Origin of the sequence: Spiroplasma endosymbiont of Panorpa germanica, from assembly GCF_964019765.1 — a bacterium.
GTDB lineage: Bacteria > Bacillota_I > Bacilli_A > Mycoplasmatales > Mycoplasmataceae > Spiroplasma_B.
On sequence record NZ_OZ026461.1, the window covers coordinates 735126 to 757428 of the forward strand.

18 protein-coding genes are annotated in these 22303 nt (G+C 30.9%); 1 reads left to right on the top strand and 17 read right to left on the bottom strand.

Annotated elements, in window-relative coordinates:
• Positions 1-28: 28 nt before the first annotated feature.
• From glpK to AACK87_RS03415, 13 genes are all read right to left on the bottom strand, one after another.
• Positions 29-1531, bottom strand: a complete 1503-nt coding sequence (gene glpK, locus AACK87_RS03355; protein ID WP_338971564.1) for a glycerol kinase GlpK — start codon at positions 1529-1531, stop codon at positions 29-31.
• A gap of 12 nt (positions 1532-1543) precedes the next feature.
• A complete protein-coding gene (gene glpO / locus AACK87_RS03360; protein ID WP_338971567.1) occupies positions 1544-2710 on the bottom strand; it encodes a type 2 glycerol-3-phosphate oxidase in 1167 nt (388 codons plus the stop codon).
• 33 nt (positions 2711-2743) lie between these two features.
• On the bottom strand, positions 2744-3487 hold the full coding sequence (locus AACK87_RS03365; RefSeq protein WP_422397205.1) for an MIP/aquaporin family protein: 744 nt from the start codon (positions 3485-3487) through the stop codon (positions 2744-2746).
• A gap of 171 nt (positions 3488-3658) precedes the next feature.
• Positions 3659-4858 carry a phosphoglycerate kinase gene (locus tag AACK87_RS03370; protein WP_338971572.1) on the bottom strand — a complete coding sequence of 400 codons (1200 nt, stop codon included), beginning with the start codon at positions 4856-4858 and terminating at the stop codon, positions 3659-3661.
• A gap of 160 nt (positions 4859-5018) precedes the next feature.
• On the bottom strand, positions 5019-6035 hold the full coding sequence (gene gap, locus AACK87_RS03375) for a type I glyceraldehyde-3-phosphate dehydrogenase (protein WP_338971575.1): 1017 nt from the start codon (positions 6033-6035) through the stop codon (positions 5019-5021).
• 123 nt (positions 6036-6158) lie between these two features.
• Positions 6159-7058: an ATP-binding protein gene (locus tag AACK87_RS03380; RefSeq protein WP_338971578.1), complete on the bottom strand. Its 900-nt coding sequence runs from the start codon at positions 7056-7058 to the stop codon at positions 6159-6161.
• 11 nt (positions 7059-7069) lie between these two features.
• Complete coding sequence (locus AACK87_RS03385; RefSeq protein WP_338971581.1) at positions 7070-8284, bottom strand: DnaD domain protein; 1215 nt, start codon at positions 8282-8284, stop codon at positions 7070-7072.
• A gap of 154 nt (positions 8285-8438) precedes the next feature.
• Complete coding sequence (gene mutM, locus AACK87_RS03390) at positions 8439-9269, bottom strand: DNA-formamidopyrimidine glycosylase (protein WP_338971584.1); 831 nt, start codon at positions 9267-9269, stop codon at positions 8439-8441.
• A 9-nt stretch (positions 9270-9278) separates the two neighbouring features.
• Positions 9279-11990, bottom strand: coding sequence for a DNA polymerase I (gene polA / locus AACK87_RS03395; RefSeq protein ID WP_338971590.1), 2712 nt, complete (start codon positions 11988-11990; stop codon positions 9279-9281).
• A gap of 55 nt (positions 11991-12045) precedes the next feature.
• On the bottom strand, positions 12046-15057 hold the full coding sequence (gene dnaE / locus AACK87_RS03400) for a DNA polymerase III subunit alpha (protein WP_338971593.1): 3012 nt from the start codon (positions 15055-15057) through the stop codon (positions 12046-12048).
• Between the two features lie 38 nt (positions 15058-15095).
• The gene (locus tag AACK87_RS03405; RefSeq protein WP_338971596.1) at positions 15096-15422 is read right to left on the bottom strand and encodes a hypothetical protein; all 327 of its coding nucleotides are present in this window, start codon (positions 15420-15422) and stop codon (positions 15096-15098) included.
• Positions 15367-16599: a tRNA uracil 4-sulfurtransferase ThiI gene (gene thiI / locus AACK87_RS03410; RefSeq protein WP_338971599.1), complete on the bottom strand. Its 1233-nt coding sequence runs from the start codon at positions 16597-16599 to the stop codon at positions 15367-15369. The genes AACK87_RS03405 and thiI overlap by 56 nt, the downstream gene beginning before the upstream one ends.
• Before the next feature lie 15 nt (positions 16600-16614).
• Positions 16615-18369, bottom strand: a complete 1755-nt coding sequence (locus tag AACK87_RS03415; protein WP_338971601.1) for a septation ring formation regulator EzrA — start codon at positions 18367-18369, stop codon at positions 16615-16617.
• A gap of 284 nt (positions 18370-18653) precedes the next feature.
• Here AACK87_RS03415 and rpsD point away from each other — a divergent pair, with 284 nt between their 5' ends.
• Positions 18654-19271: a 30S ribosomal protein S4 gene (rpsD, locus tag AACK87_RS03420; protein ID WP_338971603.1), complete on the top strand. Its 618-nt coding sequence runs from the start codon at positions 18654-18656 to the stop codon at positions 19269-19271.
• 50 nt (positions 19272-19321) lie between these two features.
• Here rpsD and AACK87_RS03425 read toward each other — a convergent pair whose 3' ends face one another.
• The 4 genes from AACK87_RS03425 to AACK87_RS03440 are packed head-to-tail and all read right to left on the bottom strand — an operon-like array spanning position 19322 to position 22251.
• Entirely contained in the window at positions 19322-20059 is a 738-nt protein-coding gene (locus AACK87_RS03425) for a hypothetical protein (protein ID WP_338971606.1), read from the bottom strand.
• A 17-nt stretch (positions 20060-20076) separates the two neighbouring features.
• Entirely contained in the window at positions 20077-21318 is a 1242-nt protein-coding gene (tyrS, locus tag AACK87_RS03430) for a tyrosine--tRNA ligase (RefSeq protein WP_338971608.1), read from the bottom strand.
• Positions 21319-21336: 18 nt separating this feature from the next.
• A complete protein-coding gene (locus tag AACK87_RS03435) occupies positions 21337-21882 on the bottom strand; it encodes a hypothetical protein (protein WP_338971610.1) in 546 nt (181 codons plus the stop codon).
• Between the two features lie 18 nt (positions 21883-21900).
• Complete coding sequence (locus tag AACK87_RS03440; protein WP_338971612.1) at positions 21901-22251, bottom strand: hypothetical protein; 351 nt, start codon at positions 22249-22251, stop codon at positions 21901-21903.
• Positions 22252-22303 lie beyond the last annotated feature (52 nt).

Genomic DNA, 22303 nt, shown 5'->3' on the forward strand with positions numbered 1-22303 from the left:
ATTATCCAGGGTTCTGGATAATTTTTATTTATTTCAATCAGCCAAAGGTTCTTTCAACTGCTGATTTCCATCCTTTTAATAAGTTTTCTATTTCTTTTGGGGTTTTGGTTTTTGTCAAAACCACACTATCTTTTGTTAATTTCTGAATTTCATTGATGTCTTTTCAAAATCCCACAGCAATTCCAGCTAAATAAGTAGCCCCCATTGCAGTAGTTTCGATGTTATCTGGTCTGATAACTTGAGTTTGAGAAATATCTGCTTGGAACTGCATTAAATAATCATTTTTGCTAGCTCCTCCGTCAACCTTAATCATTTTAATTTCTTGTTTTAAATCTTGAGCCATCGCTTGAATAACATCATTTGACTGATAGGCCAAGGATTCTAAAGTAGCACGAACAATATGTTCTCTTTTAGTTCCTCGATCTAATCCAAAAATAGCTCCTCGTGAATAACTATCTCAATATGGTGAGCCCAATCCTGAAAAGCTGGGAACAACATATACTCTTTGGTCATCATTAACTAAGCCAGCATACCACTCGGTTTCTAAGGAATTATAAATTATTCTCAAGGAATCTCTCAATCATTGAATAGCTGCTCCCGCAATCATAACCGAACCTTCTAAGGCATAAGTAACTTTGTTATTCATGTCCAAAGCAACGGTTGTTAATAATCCGTTTTCTGATTTGATTGGAGTTTGACCAGTATTCATTAAAATAAAGCAACCAGTTCCATAAGTATTTTTAACCTCACCTGGTTGTAAACAAAATTGACCAAATAGTGCTGATTGTTGATCTCCAATTGAAGAAGCAATCGGCATTTGTGTAAAGTCGTTACGACTTAATAATCCTGGAAATGTACTGCCATATATTTCAGAATTACTTTTTACTGTAGGTAAAATTTCTTCAGGAATATCAAAAAGTTCTAGTAAATCTTTATCTCATTTTTTTTCATGAATATTGTAAAGCATTGTTCGTGAAGCATTAGTAGAATCTGTCACAAAAGACTTACCTGCAGTTAGTTTAAAAATTATTCAAGTATTTATGGTCCCAAACATCAGTTTTTTCTCTTTGGCTTTTTGACGGGCTCCTTCAACATTATCCAAAATTCATTTGACTTTGGATGCTGAAAAGTAGGGATTAATAATCAGACCGGTTCTCTCTTGAACAAATTCCTTGTGAGTTTTTAATAACTCTTCACAATAGTCGTTAGTTCGACGATCTTGTCAGACAATGGCATTATAAATTGGTAGCCCGGTTTCCACATCTCAAATAACAACAGTTTCACGTTGATTGGTAATTCCAATTGCAGCTACTTGATCGGCTAATAGCTTTTTCTTATTCATGGCCTGAATTAGAGTTGTTCTTTGACTATTTCAAATTTCAACAGGATCGTGTTCAACCCACCCAGATTTTGGAAATAACTGGGTAAATTCGGTTTGGTCTTGAGAAACAATGTCTCCCTTTTGATCCACAACAATAGTTCTCACACTACTTGTTCCTGAATCTAGTGTTACAATATATTTTTGTTTCATGTTTGACTCCTTCTAGTTCATAGGTAGGATTGATTTTTGATAAGGTTGATAGTCTTTTTTAATTTCAAACTTGTCTTTGCTAGTTGATTTTAAAATATCAATAACATAGTCAGCAATTGCTGGGGCTGCTGAAATTGCTGGGGATTTAGTACCCGCTACATTTATGAAGTTGTCATCTTTTATAGCGGGTTTAATATAAAAGTCTTCACTACTTGGTTCAATTGGTCTAGATCCTGAAAATGTCATACAAGTCTTTTCTATTTTTAAATTAGGAATTAACTTGCGTCCAATTTCTCCAATTTGATTGAATTTTTCTGGTGTTACTAATCGGGTTTCGCTTTTTAAAACCCCTTTTTGTGCTGTTGGTCCCACCAATAAATGACCATCTAAGGTTGGAGCTACAATTACCCCTTTACCATGGATGGTTGGCACCATAAAGATAACTGAGCTAACTACACTAGCTTCGCTTTTTTCTAGAATTCGATACTCTCCACGCAAGGTCTCGAGTTTGAAATCAGGATAACCCGCCATGGCAGCGATTTCATCAGCATAGTGGCCAGCTACATTAATAATTTTGCTAGCATAATAAGTTTTGTCCCCATTAACAGTGATTTCAAAAACATCATTTTGCTTAGCAATTTTGCTGACTTTTGAATTCACTTTCAATTCTGCATGATTGGTAATTGCATTTTCAAATAAAACTTTACTCAATTCCACAGGGTCGATAGCAATGGATGAATTGCACAATAAACCCCCAATAATATCAGGATTTAAGTTTGGCTCAATTTTTATTATTTCTGCTTTAGTTAAAATTTGCATTTCTTTAGCTTCAAGTCCATTTGTGATGCCTCGATCGTAAAGCATTTTGACATGTTGCATTTCTTCATCATTAAAAGCTACAACTAAGGAATTAATTCTTTGATATGGAAAGTCCAATTCTTTGATTCAATCCTCATAACGTTTTTTTCCTAAAAGATTAAGTTTTGCATTCAACTTACCTGGAGTCGGGTCAAAGCCCCCATGGACTAATCCAGAATTACCTTGCGAGGTTTCCATAGCCACTCTCTTATTAGCTTCTAAAATTAAGATTTTTTTATTATACTTTGATAATTCTCTAGCGATGGCTGCACCAATTATACCTCCACCAATAATACAAAAGTCATAATTTTTATTTTCCATAAATTTACCTCAAACTAATGTTTAAATTAATTATTAAAATGCCAAGAAGACAGCTCCAATCACAATTCCTCCCAGACTTGGTGCCACAATTGGAATTCAACTATAAGATCAGTCTGATTTTACTTTAACTGCCTTATTATAAGGAATTAACTGGTGAACAATTCTAGGACCTAAATCACGAGCAGGATTAATAGCATAACCAGTAGTTCCACCAAATCCTAATCCGATTCCAATAACAACGATACCAACTAATATTGGTCCCATAAATTCAAAGTCTTGCAATCATCCTCTTGAAGTTGATAGGATAGCTGCAACTAAAACTGCAGTGGCAATAAACTCTGTAAATAAATTTGAAAAGACATTACGATTAGTTGGTCCAGTACTGTGCATTGCTAAAACTAAGTCCCCACGTTTTTCAGAGTGTGATACATGAATATGGTTCATATAAATAATATCTAAAATAATTTGACCTATGATAGCTCCAAGAGTTTGTGCTATTAGGAATATCGGTAATAGTTCCCAACCCCCCACATTGGTGGTTCAATTGTTAACAACAAAAGCTAAAGTTACAGCCGGATTTAAGTGGGCCATTCCACCAAGAGCTGAAGAAATGGTTGCTGCAATAGTTACTGCAAAACCTCAACCAATGGTTATTGCCAATCAACCAGCATTTTCACCTTTAGTACCTTTTAAAATTGAGTTAGCAACTATCCCGTTACCAATCATAACCAAAATCATTGTTCCAAATAATTCTGTTAAAAATACTGTTGTCATTATTATTCTCCTTTCAATTACTTATTGATACACAATTATATTATTCCAAAATATTATAAAATCAAAGAAAAAAGCATAAAATAATTAATTTATAAAATTATAATCTTACTTTAGTAAGGTAAAAGTTTTTAGGCATAAAAAAACCTCATTGGTTTTCAATAAGGCTTTATTTAACTATTTGTTTTGAATAGCTTCAACACCAGGTAAAACTTTACCTTCCATGTATTCAAGAGAAGCTCCCCCACCAGTTGAGATGTGAGTAAATTTTTCTTTAAATCCAAGTTGGATGGCTGCTGCTGCTGAGTCTCCTCCACCAATTAAAGTGAAAGCTCCTTTAAGGTTGGCAATCGCTTCACAAACTGCTACAGTTCCTTTTTTGAAGTTTTCCATTTCAAAAACTCCCATTGGTCCGTTTCAAGCAACTGTTTTAGCTCCTGCTAATTCTTTTTGGAATAGTTCAATTGATTTTGGTCCAATATCTAATCCCATTACATCATCGGGTAAATCAACCCCTGAGAAAGTTGGTTTAACATCTTTGAATTCAGTAGCGTTTGCTGAATCAATTGGTAAAATAATTTTCCCGTTTGATTTTTTCAAATATTCTTTTGCTAAGTCGATTTTATCAGCTTCTAAAAGAGATTTTCCGATTTTATGCCCTTGAGCAGCAAAGAATGTATAAGCCATTCCTCCCCCAATAATGATCTTGTCAGCTTTAGTTAGAAGATTGTCAATAACTCCGATTTTATCAGAAACCTTAGCTCCTCCAATGATGGCTACAAATGGATGTTCAGGTTTATCAACACCTTGTGCCAACATTTCTAATTCTTTTTGAACTAAAAAACCAACACAAGATTCTTTAATATTACTTGAAATTCCCACGTTTGAAGCATGAGCTCTATGAGCTGTTCCAAATGCATCATTTACAAAAATATCTCCCAATCCAGCTCAATATTTACCTAATTCGGCAGCATTTTTGCTTTCTGCTTTAACAACTTCGTTGTTTTTAACATCTTCAAAACGAGTGTTTTCCATTAAAAGGATTTCCCCTTCTTTTAAATCACTGATTGCTTTTTCAAGTTCTGCTCCACGAGTAGTTGGTACAAAAACAACTTTTTGGCCAATAGCTTTTTCTAAAGCTATTGCAATTGGTGCTAATGATTTTTTGCTTTTATCATCTTCAGCTTTAATACGGCTTAAGTGTGATAATAGAACAATTTTCGCCTTGTTTTTAACTAAATGTTTAATAGTTGGAAGCGCAGCTTGAATACGATTATCATCTGTAATTACTCCGTCTTTCAATGGTACATTGAAGTCAACACGTACAAGAACTTTTTTTCCTGCAACGTTTACTTCGTTTAGAGTTTTTTTATTCATTTCTTTTCTCCTTTTGCTTAACAATTATATTTTAATTGAAAATTAGTCATTTAATTCAAAATAATAAAATATCTATGGAAAAAAATTTACTTGGAATTTTTTACATAAAAAAAACACCCTAGAGGGTGTTTTGTAAATAAATCATTTGATTTAGATTTGATTATAATGAAACAACGTGTTCAATTACTCTTACAAATTGTGAAGTAAATGATGCTTCGTTGTCATATCATGAAAAGATTTTGTACATTTTTTTACCATCTACATCAATTAATCTAGTCATAGTTGCGTCAAATACTGATCCAAAGTTTGAACCAATAATGTCTGATGAAACGATTGAATCGTCTCTGTATTCTAGAGCCATTCCTAATCCTTTTTTATCAGCATCAATTGCTTTTTTAATAGCAGCATTGATTTCTTCTACTTTAGGTGATTTAGTTAATTCGATTGATAAGTCTACGATTGAACCTGTAATAACTGGTACACGTAATGCTAATCCATCTAATTTACCATTCAATGTTGGTAATACTTTACCAATAGCTGCAGCAGCTCCTGTGCTTGTTGGAATAATATTTCATGATGCTGCACGCCCACGACGTAAGTCGCTGTGAGGTAAGTCTAATAATTTTTGGTCATTAGTTACGGCATGAACTGTAGTCATTAAACCTTTAACAACTCCGAATTCTTTATCAAGAATTTGTAGTACGGGTGCTAAACAGTTAGTTGTACATGATCCTGCTGATGCAATAACATCATCTTTTGTTAAATCAGTATGGTTTACACCAAACACAACTGTTTTTAAATCACCAGTTGCTGGTGCTGAAATCATAACTTTTTTGGCTCCAGCTTTAATATGTGCTGATGCTTTTTCTTTATCTGTATAGAAACCAGTTGCTTCAACAACTAAGTCAATTCCCATTTTACCTCAAGGTAATGCTGCTGCATCCCTTTCAGCTAAAACTTTGATACTTTTTCCATCAACAGTAATTGAATCTTTTGTAAAAGAAACTTTACCTTTTTGGAAATATCCATGAGCTGAGTCATGTTCTAATAAGTATGCTAAAGTTTTTGGATCTGTTAAGTCGTTAATTGCAACGATTTCAACATTTTTTGACTCTCATAATTTTCTGAAAGCAAGTCTTCCGATTCTTCCGAATCCGTTTATAGCGATTTTTTTCATTCTAATCTCCCTTTTGTTCTACAATAGTTATTTTATACTTATTTGGAAATATTAAGTAAATTATGAACCAATAATTTTTTGTTTTTTTTATCACTTTTGGTTTTTTTGATAGAAATTTTTCCGTTAACTATGACGCTTATTTTCACCCATTATCATATGGTCTTGGGTAACAAGCCCTTTAACACGTTCCACAAAACGATCGGTTTTAGTTTTGATGATTTCACGATCACTGCAATTGATTTCTGCAACTCCATAAATAACATCTAATTTATTCAAACTAAAATTAGCTGAGAAAAAAGTAGTTTTTTTATTTTCCATACGATAATTCAGCAAGGTGAATAAGATTTCATCTCGAGAATAAGCAGTAACAACTTCTCCTCCAATGTCATCAATAAATAAACAATCCACATTCATCAAGGTTCTTAAAAGATTTTCCTTTTGGGTTTCATTATTTGAAAATCCATCTTTAATAGTTTTGATCAAGTTGGAAACTGTGATAAAAGCCACTTTTTGTTTTAAAGCAAACTGGTTGGCAGTTAACTGTAATAAAAATGTTTTTCCCACTCCTGGAAGACCTGATAAATAAACCCCTTTTTTATAGTCATTTTTGATAATATCTGAAACAATTTCTAAATACTTAATTCGAGAATTATCAACAACTTCTCCCTTTTTGATTTTGCTATGATAACTCATTAATGTTTCAGGATTGTCATCAACATCATAATCACTGTAAATGAAGTTTTTCTTAATTTCATAGTTCTTATTTGATTTAATCCAATGAGCACAGTGTTTGCTGCCCGCATAAAACATTTTGTGATTTCACTCTAAAAAAGGTTGATAACCTTTTGGAGTTTGTAAACAATCTTCTAGTTTTCCCTCTTTGCACTCATGATAGTTTTGAATAAAATTCTCAAGAAAATTTTGGTTAGCTTGGGTATCTGATTTGGAGATATTATTATCATTCATAAATTTCTTTAAAGATTCAAATTGATTAATACTACTAATCAAATCCGCTATTTTCATTTTTTCAACTCCTATCAAATAAGTTTAGATTGGTAAGGTTGAGTTTCATTATTTGAATCTCAATCAATAGATGCAACAATTTCCTTGAATCTGTTATCCGCTTTTCTGGTTGTAGTTTTCTTGGCTTGATTATTCTTAATTGATTCTTTGTGAGCTTGTTTTAAGTAGTTCATCAAATCCAGAGTTTTATCGATTTTCAATTCCTTAACAGACTCAGCAATTTTTAATAAATAGTTACCAACAATTTCATGTGAGTTTTTATAGTATGAGAACTCCAACAAGCAGTTAATAATTCCGTTTGAAAAACTAAAATCATTTTGAAGAGTCTTAATAATGTTTTTTGAAGAATTCGTCAAAACTTTACCATCTTTTAATAACTCTAAATAACTAATAGGATCTAATTCTTCCATTTCGCGACATTTTTTAATTGCAACATTTTCTGGACTATTATCTGATAATTTTACATTTTTAATCGTAATAAAATCAAACAATGTTTCAGGTTCTAAAATCTCATTTTCATAATCATAACAACTTAAGATAGCCTCTAATACTTGACTAGAATTTAGTTGATAAAGACTGGTGATTTTATTCAAAGTGTCTTTATAGGCAACTGTATTCAAATTCAAGGTGATATTTTTAGTTTTTAAAGCTGCGTTAATTTCGGCCATTGAAATTTTATTTTTTAACTCATTGATACGAATTTTTTTCAGCTTCATCACACTTGGGGTAAGCTCTAACAAACTAATAACATCTTCTTGGAATACATTTGAGAAAGTGGATTTTTCCTCAAAATATTCTTCAACTGCAATTGAATCATCTCGGAAAATATATGTAACAACTTCAAATTCTTCTTTTCCAATTTTTTTCAATAATGCCTTAGAAAAAATCTCATCCTTTAAAAACTCACCCGGTTCTAAAGGAGCATAAACATTGAACAATTTTTTTGTTTTGTCCTTTTTGGTCATTATTTTTAAGAGTCCCATCGCTGATAATTTTTCAATATCCTTCTTCAAATTAGCCTCAGTTGAACAACTAATTTTAGCCAATCTTGATGTATCAAATTCCTTCTTTTTAAACTCTTTTTGCAGTCCTGACTCATTAACCAGACAATTAAAAAGAGCAAAAGCCCCACTCCCAATTATCGGCAAGTAAAGATATTGCAAAGTTCTTAAATCATAATTGCTAGCATTATTTTTAAGATTAATTTTATAACTAAAGTTTTCCATGAATTTTTGATACCAACCTTTTAAATATTTTAAGATAACAAACCTGTAATCGGCATAAAATAGTTATATTAGAATAATTTGTAAATAAAAAACCTGCAAAAGCCAATAGAATAAGTCGGTTTTTGAGGTTTTCCACATTTTAACATTGATTTATCTACAAAATTTGACAAGCAGGACAGTAATAAGTTCCTCTCCCGTTAACCTTGATTTTAATAATAGTTGTTTGGCAATCTTTGCACGGTTTACCAACTCGGGTATGAGCTTTTAGATAATTTTGAAATTTACCATCAATTCCGTGAGCCGATTGATAAGTGTCAATAGTTGTACCTCCAAGCTCAACTGCCTTATTTAGAATAAAGCGTGATGCTTTGATAATTTGTTCAAAATCATCTTTATCCAGTTCGTTCCCACATTTTAAGGGGTTGATTTTAGCTTCAAACAAAATTTCGTCAGCATAAATATTACCAATTCCTGAGGTAATAGTTTGATCTAGGAGAATCGTTTTTATATGTTTACGAGATTTATTTATTTTTTGAGCTAAATAGTTAGCACTAACAATTTCGCTAAATGGTTCAGGACCAACGGTTAGTATTGGTTTTTGCTCTCGAAAGTCTTTTTCATCTTGTCAGTGCAAAGTCCCGAATTTTCTTGTATCATAATAGGCTAGTTGCATTTCATCATCGATAATAAAGATAGCTTCTTGGTGTTTGATATTAGTTTGTGAATCTCTGGGTTCATAAAATCACTTACCTTCCATTCTCAAGTGAGAAATAAGCACTTTATCATCCAAATGAAAAACAATGTGTTTAGCAATTCTTTCAATCGAGTCAATCACTCTTCCTGTAATCTGATTTTCAAATTCTGTAATATTTTTGGGTTGTTTCAATAAATTAGGATACACTATTTTAGCGGAAGTAATTTTTTTACCTACCACTAATTTTCTTAATGTCCTAACCACGGTTTCGACTTCTGGTAATTCTGGCATGTTTCTCCTTTATTTTAACTCAAATCAGTTTTTACCCTGACTTGAGCTGATTTCTAATTCAACTGCGACTTTATCTTGTAAATTCATAATTTCAAAGAGTTTTTCTAGAGCTAAGCCCATTTCCTTGATAATAATTTCTTTGACAAATTTGGACTCTTCTTTTAGTACATAGAAAATAATTTCATCGTGGATTTGGGCAACCATTGTAGATTTTAGATTATGCTTTTTGATTTGTTCATCAATATTTATCATCGCTAATTTTAAGATGTCTGCTGCACTCCCTTGAATTGGTGCATTTAAAGCAGCGCGCTCACCAAATTGACGCACTTGGTAATTAGAGCTCAATAATTCGTAGATATAGCGGCGGCGCTTGGCGATAGTTTCTACATAGCCACATTCTTTGGCTTGTTGAATCAATTTTTCCTTATAAACCAATATATCAGGGAATGACTGAAAATAAGCCTCAATGAACCTTTTTGCTTGGTTTATTGGGATGTTCAGGTCGTTTGAAAGACCAAAATCACTTAATCCGTAAATAATCCCAAAATTGAAGATTTTAGCAGTTCTTCGCATTTCGCTATTTACTTCTTGATCTTTGGGAATATTGTAGATTAGTCGAGCCGCTTCAGTATGGATATCCCTTTTTTGAGCAAAAATATCAATCATATTTTTTTCTGGGGCTATTTGCGCTAAAACTCGTAATTCAATTTGAGAATAGTCAAAACTCTGGTATTCTCATTCAGGTTCACAAGTAAAAATTTTTCTAACCTCTTTTTGGTCTTCATCCCTAATAGAGATATTTTGTAAATTGGGTTCAATTGAACTTAGTCTTCCTGTTGTTGTTAAAGTTTGGTTGTATATTGTGTGAACTTTATTGTCTGGGAAAATATATTTTTCAAAACCTTTCAAATAAGTTGAATAAAGTTTTGAAAATTTTCGATGTGATATTATCATCCCCACAACAGGGTGTAAATTAATGATTCTTTCTAAGGTTTCGCGATCCGTGCTCCCTTTGCTGTTATCTGGTAATTTTAGGCTATTGTACAGCAATTCTTTTAGCTGCTTAGTTGAACTTATATTAAAATCACTTTCAACAAATTCGCTCACTTCATTTAGGATTTCATTTTCTACCAATTCTATCTTGTTCTTAATATTTTGGGTTTGAAGTTCTAATTCCTGACGATTAATATAAACTCCTGATTGCTCCATAGCATATAAAACTTTACCAAATTTTAAGTCAATTTGTTCATATAATTTCATTAAGTTTTGAGATTCAAGAAACTCAAATGCAATTGTTTTTGATTTAAATAAGAACTCTGCTTTACGAGCCAAGTATTCAAACTTTTTGTCTTCTTCGACAAAAGCTGTTTTCTTAGCTCCCCTACCAAAAACTTCCTCTGGTTCTTCAATTTCAAATTCCCCAACAATACTTCTTAGGTGGTTTGAAAAAGTTGATTTTGTAGAGCTATCTTTGATATAACCAATTAGCATTAAATCATATTCAATCGCATCCAGACTGACTTGGTAGTTACATCTTTTTAAGGCTGTCACTGCAGCTTTGAAATCATAAAAGTATTTTTTTCTATTTACATTTAATAAAAACTGATTAAAGTGTTCATCTAAAGTTGGTTGATCTCAATTAAATAAATCAACTTCATTTGCACTTGATAAATTCAAAATGAAATTACCTTTTTCATTGCTAATTGAAATCCCAATTATATCTGATTTATGGTAATTGGTATCCAAGAGTTCAACAATAATGGCATTTTCTTTTCCTTCAAGTTGAGGGTCTCATTTATCTAGTACTTGATACTTGATTTTTTCTACTTGATTAATATTATTAACTCTGTTTGAAAGTCTTTTTACCAAGGAAAACATTTCATATTTGTTCAAGAAGTTGATTATTGATTCGATATTCAAAGCCACTTGTTGGCAAACAAAGCTTTCAATTTCAACATCTTTTTTAATTGTGGCAATTTCTTTTGATAACAGCGCCATCTCTTTTGAATCGATAAGTTTTTTTTGAGTAGCTCCTGTGATTCGATCTATATTTTCATAAACTCCTTCAAGGGAGTGGTATTTTTGCAATAAGTTAATTGCCCCTTTTTCTCCAATTCCAGCAACCCCTTTAATGTTGTCACTTGGATCACCCATAATTCCTTTTAAATCAGGGACCTGACTGGGTTTAACAAATCATTTCTCTAAAAGTTCTTCTTCTCCGAAAACTAATAAGTCACTAACTCCTGTTTTTGGAACTAATATTTTAGTTCTTTCATTGATCAATTGGAACATATCCTTGTCACTTGTTAGTATTTCAATTTCGAATTTTGAATCCTCTTCAAAAAGTTTTAAAGCAATACTTCCGATAATATCATCTGCTTCAATATTTTCAATTTCAAAATAAGAGATATTAGCCTCTTTTAAAAATTCTCTTACAATTGGAAACTGGGAAACCAATTCATCTGGTGTTTTGCTACGACCAGCTTTATAATCTGGCATTTTATCATGTCGAAAAGTTTTCTTACCTTTATCAAAGGCTACAATAACATCAAAGTAGTTGTTGTCATTCAGCAAACTTGAAAGCATATTAACAAAAGAGTAAACTGCATTTGTGGGAATTCCCGTTTTAGTTCTTAAGATGTTTCCAGTATATGCTGAAGCAAAGTAAGCACGAAAAATTAGAGAGTTACCATCAACTAGTAGTATTTTTTTAGTTTTCATAATTATCATCCATTCCTTTTTAGTTTAACAAAAAAAAGCGATTTTATCGCCCTTTTTAAGTTGTTGAAAAGATTTTAAAGATTTCGTTAAGAATTCCTGTAACCTTGTTGTTATAAATCTGAGTTCTAATTTCTCCAACCATAATAGTTCCTTCGGTAATTTGATTTTTGTATTTTTCAAAAGTTGAGGCAAACATAGTTACATCTAAATGACTAGTTTCATCTGAAATATCCAAAAAGACCATTTCTTTATTATTCTTATCAAAGTGAATTTTATAACTATTGATAATAAACAGAACCGGACTTTTCATATCCCCTTTATTTAGGCTATTAATCAAGCTTAGACGTTCTGAATTAGCCATTTTACTGCGAATGACTTGCATTGGGTGTGCTGATAAATAGAAACCTAAGGAATCTAATTCGTAAAACGATGTATTAATTAATGAATCGTTTTTGACTTCTAGTTCTGGAAAGGTAAAGGGGTTTATTTTTTCTATGTTTTGATTTAAGTCGGCAAATAACAAAATTTTCTCTTGGTTAGAAATTAGTGTTTCTCGAGAGAAACCAAACTTATCCAATGCCCCGGCTTTTGCCAAGTTTAAAAAAGTCGTATTGTTCAAACCTTTTTTAAAAGTCTTTGAACAAAAATTAAATAAGTCGTTAAAAGCTGTTTTGTCTAATTGCTTTAAATCTGCTAAGTTTTTTACAAACTCGATTCCAACTTGTTTAATAAGAATTAGTGGTAAAAAAATCCCTCTTTCGTTTCCATAATAGCCCAATTTAACGTTTTGGACGTTTGGTGGGATTAATTTTATATCAAACGACCTTACCTCATCTAAATATTTACTGGTTTTAGCCTCATTACCGATGCTAGAGTTTAACAACTCACAATAAAATTCTGCTGTAAAATTTTGTTTTAAATAAGCTAATCAATAACCAATGTATGAGTAAGCAATTGCATGAGATTTGTTAAATCCATAATTTGCAAATTTTAAAATTCATGCTCAGATTTCTTCGGCTTTTTGTTGTGAATAACCTCCTTCGAGAGCACCTTTAATAAAATCTTCGTATTCCTTAGTCATTAATTGCAGGTCTTTTTTACCCATCGCTCTTCGGACAATATCAGCCTTAGCTAAACTAAATCCCCCAACTCTTTGTAAAATTTGAATAACTTGTTCTTGATAAACAATTATTCCAAAAGTTGGTTCTAAAATATCAACTAAAGACTTTTCTAAAATTTCATAACCTTTTTGAGAATTCTTATTTTTTATATACTCGGGGATATTTTCTTGAGGTCCTGGACGAAATAGCGCTGAGGCAGCCGCTATGTCTGCAATTGATCCAACTTGCATTTTAAAAATTGTATCAGTCATTCCTGGAGACTCTAATTGAAATATACCCGTTGTTTTTCCAGCTCTCAAACTTTGAAATGTCTCCAAATCATTTAGCGGGATTTTAGAAAGACTAATATTTAATTTACGGTTTTGATTTACTGATTTTAAAATATTATTAAGAGTTGTTAAGTTTCTTAATCCCAGTAAGTCTATTTTTATCAGTCCCAAGTCTTCTAGGTGATTCATTGAGAACTGGGTTTGATTCATTCCGTTGAACCCAACTTTTAATGGGACGATTTCTCGCAAGTCAACATCACAAAAAACTATACCAGCTGCATGGGTTCCAGTTTGTCTTGGTAGTCCTATTAATTTTTTAGCAACTGGGTAAATTCCTTCATTCTCTTTTAAGAATATTTTTAATTTTGAGAAATTTTCAATTGCTCCATCTAAATCTCTTAAATACTCATTGCCAATTGGTTTGGTAATGTCGTTAATGGTTTCAGCAGAAATACCAAAAACTCTTGCACAATCTCTAAGAGCATTTTTTGTACCAATAGTTTGGTAGGTTGTAATTGAGGCTACATTGAAGCGACCATACTTTTCAAAGATATATTCAATTACCTCATCACGTCTATCGTCTTGAAAGTCAATATCAATATCTGGTAACGATATTCTTTCGGGATTTAAAAATCTTTCAAAGATTAATCCATTTTCAATCGGATCAATTGTAGTAATTTGTAATAAGAAAGATACTAGCGAACCTACAGCACTTCCTCGACCAGGACCAACTAAGATTCCTAGATCTTTAGCTTTTCTCACAAAGTCGTAAACCACCAAGAAATAGTCTGAAAAACCCATTGAAAATATTGTACTTAGCTCACTTTCCATTCGATCAGAATATGTTTTAGGTATTCCAGATTGCTTTTTAAAGTTCATAAAGTAACCCCTTAAACTTTGCTCACAAATCAATCGTAAATAATTATCTGAAGGGATATTTTTAGGATTGGGATATTTAATTAAATGACTTCTTGATTCAGTAAATAAATCGAAATTACAGTTTTTGCTAATGTACTCCATGTTTTTTTTGTGAACCTTAATATTAATAAATTTTTCAATCTCCTTATCGCTGTAGTAATATTTATTATTATCTATTCTAGATTGTTGTGAGATTAGTATATTATCTTTTATGGCTTTTAAAATTTTAAAAGCTTGAAAATCGTTTTTTTGTAGATATTTAATTTCTTGACAAAAAATTAACTGATTTTCATATTCCATATCAATACTTTTTAAATTTTCACTAACTCCAATAAAAACATCTTTTTTATCCAAAGACTTGCTGATATTTTCATAAATCTGGGTGTCGAACTTCTCCTTAAAATTTACAACCAATATTATATTCTCAGTTAATCCCTTGAGAAGGAAATCAAATTTTTGTGCATCATCATTAAATTCCTGACACATAATCATTGAACTCATTTGGGAAATAAATTTATACCCATTACGATTTTTAGCATATAGGTTAATTGAAAATGCTGTTTCAAAAAGTTTGAATTTAACAGTTAAACCTGCAATTGGTTTTAATTTGTGTTTTTGAGACAACTTAAAAAAATCCGCTAGTCCATATAGCGTTTCAATATCATTGTAAATCACAAATTTAAATTTATTATCACTTGCAAATTGAAAATAGTCTTGTAATGTTATTAAAGAATCTTGAAAATTAAAACAGCTTCTCACATTAAGTAAGGGGGTGTACACAAAAATCACCTTGCTTTCTAGTTTAAGATTACAAATAAAAGCAGAGTCACAACAATTAAGGCGATTATTAAATAAATAGTTATTCTAAAAATCATTGGCCCTTTAATTTTAACCTTACGACGGTTAATTTCTCCGCTGCTCAATTCGATGTAGTCATTATTATTTTGATTATTTTTGCTTATTTTAGTAATTGTTAAATCATCATCATTAAAATCTTCTGTTACTACTGTATCATTTGTTTTTTGTTGGTCAATATTTTTTACAAGCGAACCTTGGAAAATACCATATTTACCCTTTTGAATTGACTTCGGTGCCTTTTTGGTTTTTTTCTCCTGTGCCTTCAATTATATTCCCCTCCTTTACTATGTAATGTTTAATTGAGTTTTTTATTGTATGGTCTAATATTTCTTCTCACAAGATTTGCTCTTCTTGTTGCTCTGCACGATACTTTCGTGGTTTTGTAACTGGATTTTTAGGAACATACATACTACAAACATCATCAAATGGTAATATTGAAGTTTCGTAGGTATCAATCGCTTTCGATATTTTGATTATTTCTTCCTTATCATAGGTTACAACTGGTCTTATAATTGGTAAATCTGAGACACTGTCAATAACACCAATACTCTCAATTGTTTGACTAGCAACCTGTCCTAAAGCTTCTCCTGTGATTAATGCTTTGGCATTAATTGTTTTGCTCAATTGGTTGGCGATTCTAATAAACATACGACGCATTAAAGTGATACGATATGATTCATCTTTGATATGCATTAGTTCTTGAAGTAACAATCCAAAATCACAAATATAAAGTGAGAATGAATTCTGATTAAAACGAGCAATTTTTTTAGTTAGACTAAAAACTTTTTCTAAAGCCTCAGGAGTTGTATGTGGTGGGGTCATGAAGTGAAGAAAATCAACTTGCATTCCGCGCTTCATAGCTAAAAAAGAAGCTACTGGTGAGTCAATTCCCCCAGATAGCAAACAAAGTCCCTTACCACTAACCCCAACTGGCAATCCTTTTAAAGCGGTAATTCTTGAGGTGAAAATATAGGTTTTTTCTCTTTTAACAATTATTTCAATTTTAGTATTTGGATTATGAACATCAACTGTCAAATTATCAGTATTAAAAAGGATATTTTTAGCAACCACTTGTTTAATTTCTTGAGATGTCAGCATAAAAGTTTTATCTTTTCTTTCAACCTCTAATTTAAAACTACCTCTGGGTGATTCCTTGGCAATATTTAAAGCTACTTGAGAAATTTTGTCAATATCATTTTCAACTTCATCAACTACAGATAGTGAGTATATTCCAAAAGTGTCTTGAAGATTCGCTAAAACTTCATCTAGTAAATTATCTGAAAGTACATCTATTTTTAAACTGTTATGACTTTTGATAAAAACCACTTCTTCACGAAATGGTTTCAATTTGAACTTAATATTTTGTAGTAACTTATTTATAAAAAAGTTTCGGTTGGAACCCTTTAAAGTTAACTCTCCGTAACGAACTAAAATATGTTTCATGATTATTCCTCTATTTTACTTTCTTTGATTTTTGTTTTTTAAATTGGTGATTTGTTTAAAAGAGTAACCAATCAATTGATCAAGATGTCTGTTGTGGTAATATTGTTCTGCTGTCGCAATTATTTGCTCTGCTGCTGGATGAACATCAACAAACCTTTCAATATATAGGATTATTTCTTGAGAAATAAAATCTAAAAATATTGTATCATTTATTTGACTAGATAGTTTCCAGGCTCTTTTGGCTAAATCGTTAATTTTTTCTGAAAGGTATTTTTTCTCTTCTTCACTGTCTGCGTGAACAATTCTTTTTTCTTCAAATTCAGTAATTGTTTGATTTAATTCATCGATTGAAATTAAGTATTTTTTTAGCTCTGGAACACTGCGGTGTTGGTTTATTTTAACCTCACACTGACTCAAAATTGACTGAATGAAAATAACATCATTTAATAAATGTTCCATGCTTGAAGTTTTACCCTCAATTTCAATTACTGAGTTTTCTAAATTTTCAATATTTTCTAAAGCTCTTTTAATAACAATTTTAGAATTATCTTTCAACAAGCCCAAATCTAACTCTGCAATATTCGAACTTGTATCAATAACTGCAAAAATTTTGTATGCCATTTCCTTGGTTTTCAGAAATTCATAACGGGTTTTTTCAAAATTATTTCATTCCGGACTTGGGGCTTTATTAATTGCCTTGATTGATCTGTGGGCTTTTTCAATATTTGCACAAGCAGTATCGATTTCCTGGATAAAGTATCTCATCTTTTCATCGTTTTCTTCAAAGAAATTTTTTAAATTATCATCATACTCAACTTCATTAATAAAGTTTCTAATCAAATCAAAAATTTCAGCCAGGAGTTTATTCGCTTTTCGGTATTGCAATCTTTTCAGTTCGTTATTAATTTTGATTCTTAGTGTGTCCACATTGCTTTCCAAAATAGAATACTGTTCAGCGGTTTTAGTTATTCTTTCATTGGCTTGACCAAAAGTTACGTACTTATTTTTTAACTCAATTAATTTATTTGGAATAGTGGTTAGAATAGTTGAAATAATTGTTGGTATATTATCTAAAAGCTCAATTAGGAAAATAAGACTATTATCAATTTTATACAAAACATCTCATGATTTACGATAATTTCCTTCTTCTAATTCGATATAAAATTCCTCAAAAAAACCTTCAATTTGTTGAATGGTGTCTGCAAGTTTGACCTCATCAATTTCAATTTTACCAAAGGTTAACATTGTGGCTTCTTCTTTTAAATTTTGGAATACTTCTCTAACAATGATTGAGTTACTTCTTTGAATTAATTCAATTTCAATCGCATCTTCAATTTCCTCGTTAATTTCTTGGACTTTTCTTTTGATTTCTTGTAATGTTAAGTAAATTTCATTAACTTTTCGGTAGTTTGATATTAAGGGTAAAGTTGCTTTACGGTTATTAATTATCCCACTTAATGAGTCAAAAATTTTCTTTAGTTCCTTTTCGAACAATAATTCATATTTAGTTCTTCAAACCATCATTTCTTGTTCAAATACCTTGTTGACATTATTTATATTTGAAATTCTTTGAAGATGAATTTTTAGCGGGGTTCGTTTCAAAATATCTATTGTATCCAAAGAGTGGGCAATTTTAGAAATAATTGCACGATAAACGCAAAATAAGATAACAATAATTACAATGGCGAAAAAAATGGCGAAAAAAACGGTTCAACCAACAATGTCGATTGTGCTTATATTTGAACTTAACAATAGCAAATTTTCTAACATAAAGACCTCTTAAAAACTATTATAGCATAATAAAAAACATTGAAATAGTTGCTTATTGATAATTAATGTTGAGTAATTGAAAAAACCTTGGTTTGCCGTTTGACAATTACTAAAATTTGTATATAATTAATTTGTTATATAAGATATCTGCGAATAAGTATGTTAGGCTAACTGTTTATTAACAATTTACAGTAACCTTTAGCAGTAAAGGCGAATTTATAAACTCTTCCCAACAGGACTTATTTTTATCTCATGTTAACAAAGAAAAACTTTAGGAGGCTTAAATGTCAAGATACACAGGATCGACATTCAAAAAGGCTCGTAGATATGGTTTCTCTATTTTAGAAAATGGGAAAGAATTTAGTAAAGGTAAAAAACGTACAACAGCGCCAGGACAACACGGATCTAAAAGGGTTAAATTGTCTGGTTATGGACTACAAATGCAAGAAAAACAAAAGGTTAAATTCATGTATGGATTGACTGAACGTCAATTCAGAAATACTTATGCAAGAGCAAAAGGTATGCAAGGAATTACTGGTACAAACTTCTTACAACAATTAGAATCTCGTTTAGATAACATCGTTTATCGTATGGGATTAGCAATGACTAGACAAGGTGCTAGACAACTTGTTAACCATGGTCATATTTTAGTTAATGATAAAAAAGTTGATATTCCATCATACAATGTAAAAATTGGAGATAAAATCAAAGTTAAAGAAAATATGGCTAAAAACTCAAAAATTGTTGAAGCATTAACCAATAACCAAGCAACAGTAAGTTTTGTGAAATTTGATAAAACAAAACTTGTTGGTGAATATGTTCGTTTCCCAGAACGTTCTGAATTAAATCAAGAAATCAACGAAGCACTTATAGTTGAATGATACAACCGTTTAATCAAATAAGATTATAAAAAAATGACTCAGATGAGTCATTTTTTTATTTGTAATTTAGACTATCCTATTTGTTTAAAGATGTCTTGAATAATGCTTGTTGTTAAAACAAATGAAGAAGATTCTGAGATTACCCTAGCAGTTGAAATTGTAAGGAATGTCAAGTTGTCAAAGTTACTTTTATCTTCTGAAACTTTTAATTCAATTTTACTATTTGCTATTGCTAAAAACTTTTCGTTGGCTAATAGGAGTTTTTTAGTAGCTTTAATAATATCATTTAAATTGTTTGACTCCAAAATATCGATTAGACACTCTTCAAAAAAACGAAATTGTTCAGGTTTTTCATTTTTATCCACAAACTTGTCAAAAGTTCTAATTAGGCTTGATATATTATTTTTTAGCAATGAGATAGCAAAACTATTATTTACTGTTGAAATATCTAAATTTTCAACCTCTGAATTACTTCCTAAGTATTTAATTTTAGAAATACAAGAGACTGCAGAATCAAGATTTTTTTTAACAACTCTTGAGAAAACCAAAGTTTTCATAAAATCTTTCATATCCTGTTCAGATTTGATATCAACTTTATTAGCAAGTGACTCGATTTTTTCAACACTATCTGAGATAAGAATTATTATATCTTCTAGATTTTCCTTTAAATGTTTTTCATCAATTTCTTTAAGAAGATTAGCTAGTTCACGATTTATTTTCTGATCCATTGGGAATATTTCCCTTAATTCCTCACAATAATATTCAACTAAAGATTTTAGGTTATTTTTCCCTATTTCGCTTAATAGCATTTTTAGACCCCCGTTTTTTACTTAATTATAATAACATAATACTTTCTTTTTCCTCTTTTGATTAAGTAGAAAATTTTATCAATTGCTTTTATATTTTCGATAAAAATACCTTCGTCTTGTATTATTTGTTCATTAATTGAAATGGCTTTTTGTGAAATAAACTCACGTAATTCTCTTTTAGAAGTACCTACACCAACCTTAATTAAGGCTTCAAGAATATCGGTTTTCTTACTTATTTCACAACTAGGTAAACTTGAAATTGCAGTTTTTAAAACATCAGCTTTTAAACTTAAAATATCTCCTGTAAAAAACGCCTTAGTAATTTCTTTGGCTTTTTTTAAACCTTCTTCTTTATGAACAAATTTTGTAACTCATTCAGCTAAGTTAGTTTGCATAACTCTTTTACTAGGTTCACTTTTGTGATCCTTAACGATTTCTTTGATTTTTACTTCATCAAAATCAGTTAAGAATTTTAAAAGCATTTCACAATCATTGTCATCTTGATTGAAGAAAAATTGGTAAAAGTCGTACTCACTAGTTTTTTTAGCATCCAACCAAACAGCCCCTGATTCGGTTTTTCCAAACTTGGTTCCATCTTTTTTGGTCAATAAATTCATTGTAATTCCTGCAGCCTGAGCTTTTTCTTTACCCAATCGAGAAGTAATGTAGTCAATACCACTTGTGATATTACCTCATTGGTCACTTCCCCCAATTTCTAAATAACAATCATTATTTGTGTATAAATGAAAAAAATCATAAGCTTGTAACATTGTGTAAGAAAACTCTGTTACACTTAATCCAGTTTCAACTCTACTAGAAACACTCTCTTTTGCTAATAGATAACTTAGGTTAAATGATTTACCAACATCTCTTAAAAATTCAATTAAGCTCATTGATTTTAGTCATTTAGCATTATCTTGAAAATCAACATTTGGTATTAAAGATTTTAATTGATCATTAATTCCTTTAACATTTTTTTCTAACTGTTCAACTGTTAAAAAAGCTCTTTCATCTTTTTTAAAACTTGGGTCACCGATCATTCCAGTAGCTCCCCCGATTACAGCGATTGGTTTAAACCCGGCTTTTTGGAATCTTAGTAAATTAATAATTTGAATTAAGTGCCCTACATGCAAAGAGTCTGCTGTTGGATCAAATCCACAGTAAACTCCTTTTCCATTTTTTTGGGCAAATTTTATTTTGTCTTCGTTTGTGAACTGCTTTAACAATCCTCTTCATTCTAACTCTTTTAAAATATCCATTTTATACTTCCTTTTTAACTACTCTGTTACTGTCTTCTTGGTTTTAATTTTACGAATTGAAGTCTTGTTTTCTGAATTATTTAACTTAGACTCAATTTGTTGATCGCTTTCTTGGTGCGAAGTTTTTGAAGCTTCCACAATAGGTTTATTTGATTTTTCATAAATATCAGTTGCCCCATCAATGGCGCTTACAGTCATTCCAGCAACATCTTTTGTAATCGCAATCATATTTGGAGACATTGCAACAGACTTACCTATTTTAATGGCACCGATTCCAATTTTTTCTAAAGCTTTATAAGCAATTTCTTTAGTTTTAGCTAAATCCAATTCCTCACTTGCTAATCTTAATGAATCAAGTTGCATTTCAATATTAGCCACAACTTCATCTGATTCTTGTCCTTGAGATTTTTCTCAAACTTCTTCTAAAGTAATTATTAATTTTTTTATTTGTGGACGATATTTTTTAAGGCTCTTGATAAAGTCAGCTCTTAGTTCTACGCCTTTTTTTGGAGCCAACATCATACCAATTGTCATTCAACCGGCAATTTTAACTAATTTAAACACTTAAAAATAACCTCCCTATTAATCTTCTGAATTAGCAAATTCACGTAATTTATCAACTAATTTGTACGCAACATCACGGTTTTTTGTAGCAACCTTTACTCATGACTTTACATTTCTTTTGGCAAAAGCATCAAAAATATCAATATAATTTGAAGCTTTGGCGATTGTTTCAACTGAAGCATTTAGCATTTCTGATTTATATGCTAAATCTTCAAAGAAATAGTCAACTTTTTTAGCAGCAACGCCGATTTTTCTTAGTGTTGCCATTGAGTAAAGAACCAGGATAATTGTAAGTACAAGTAAAACTAAAATCAAAACAATTTGAGTTGTTTGAACTGAAGTGTTTGCGAATAATAAAGTATTTTTCATATCTAATCTGCCCTCTTACTAATACAATTATACATTATAAAAAAGATTATGA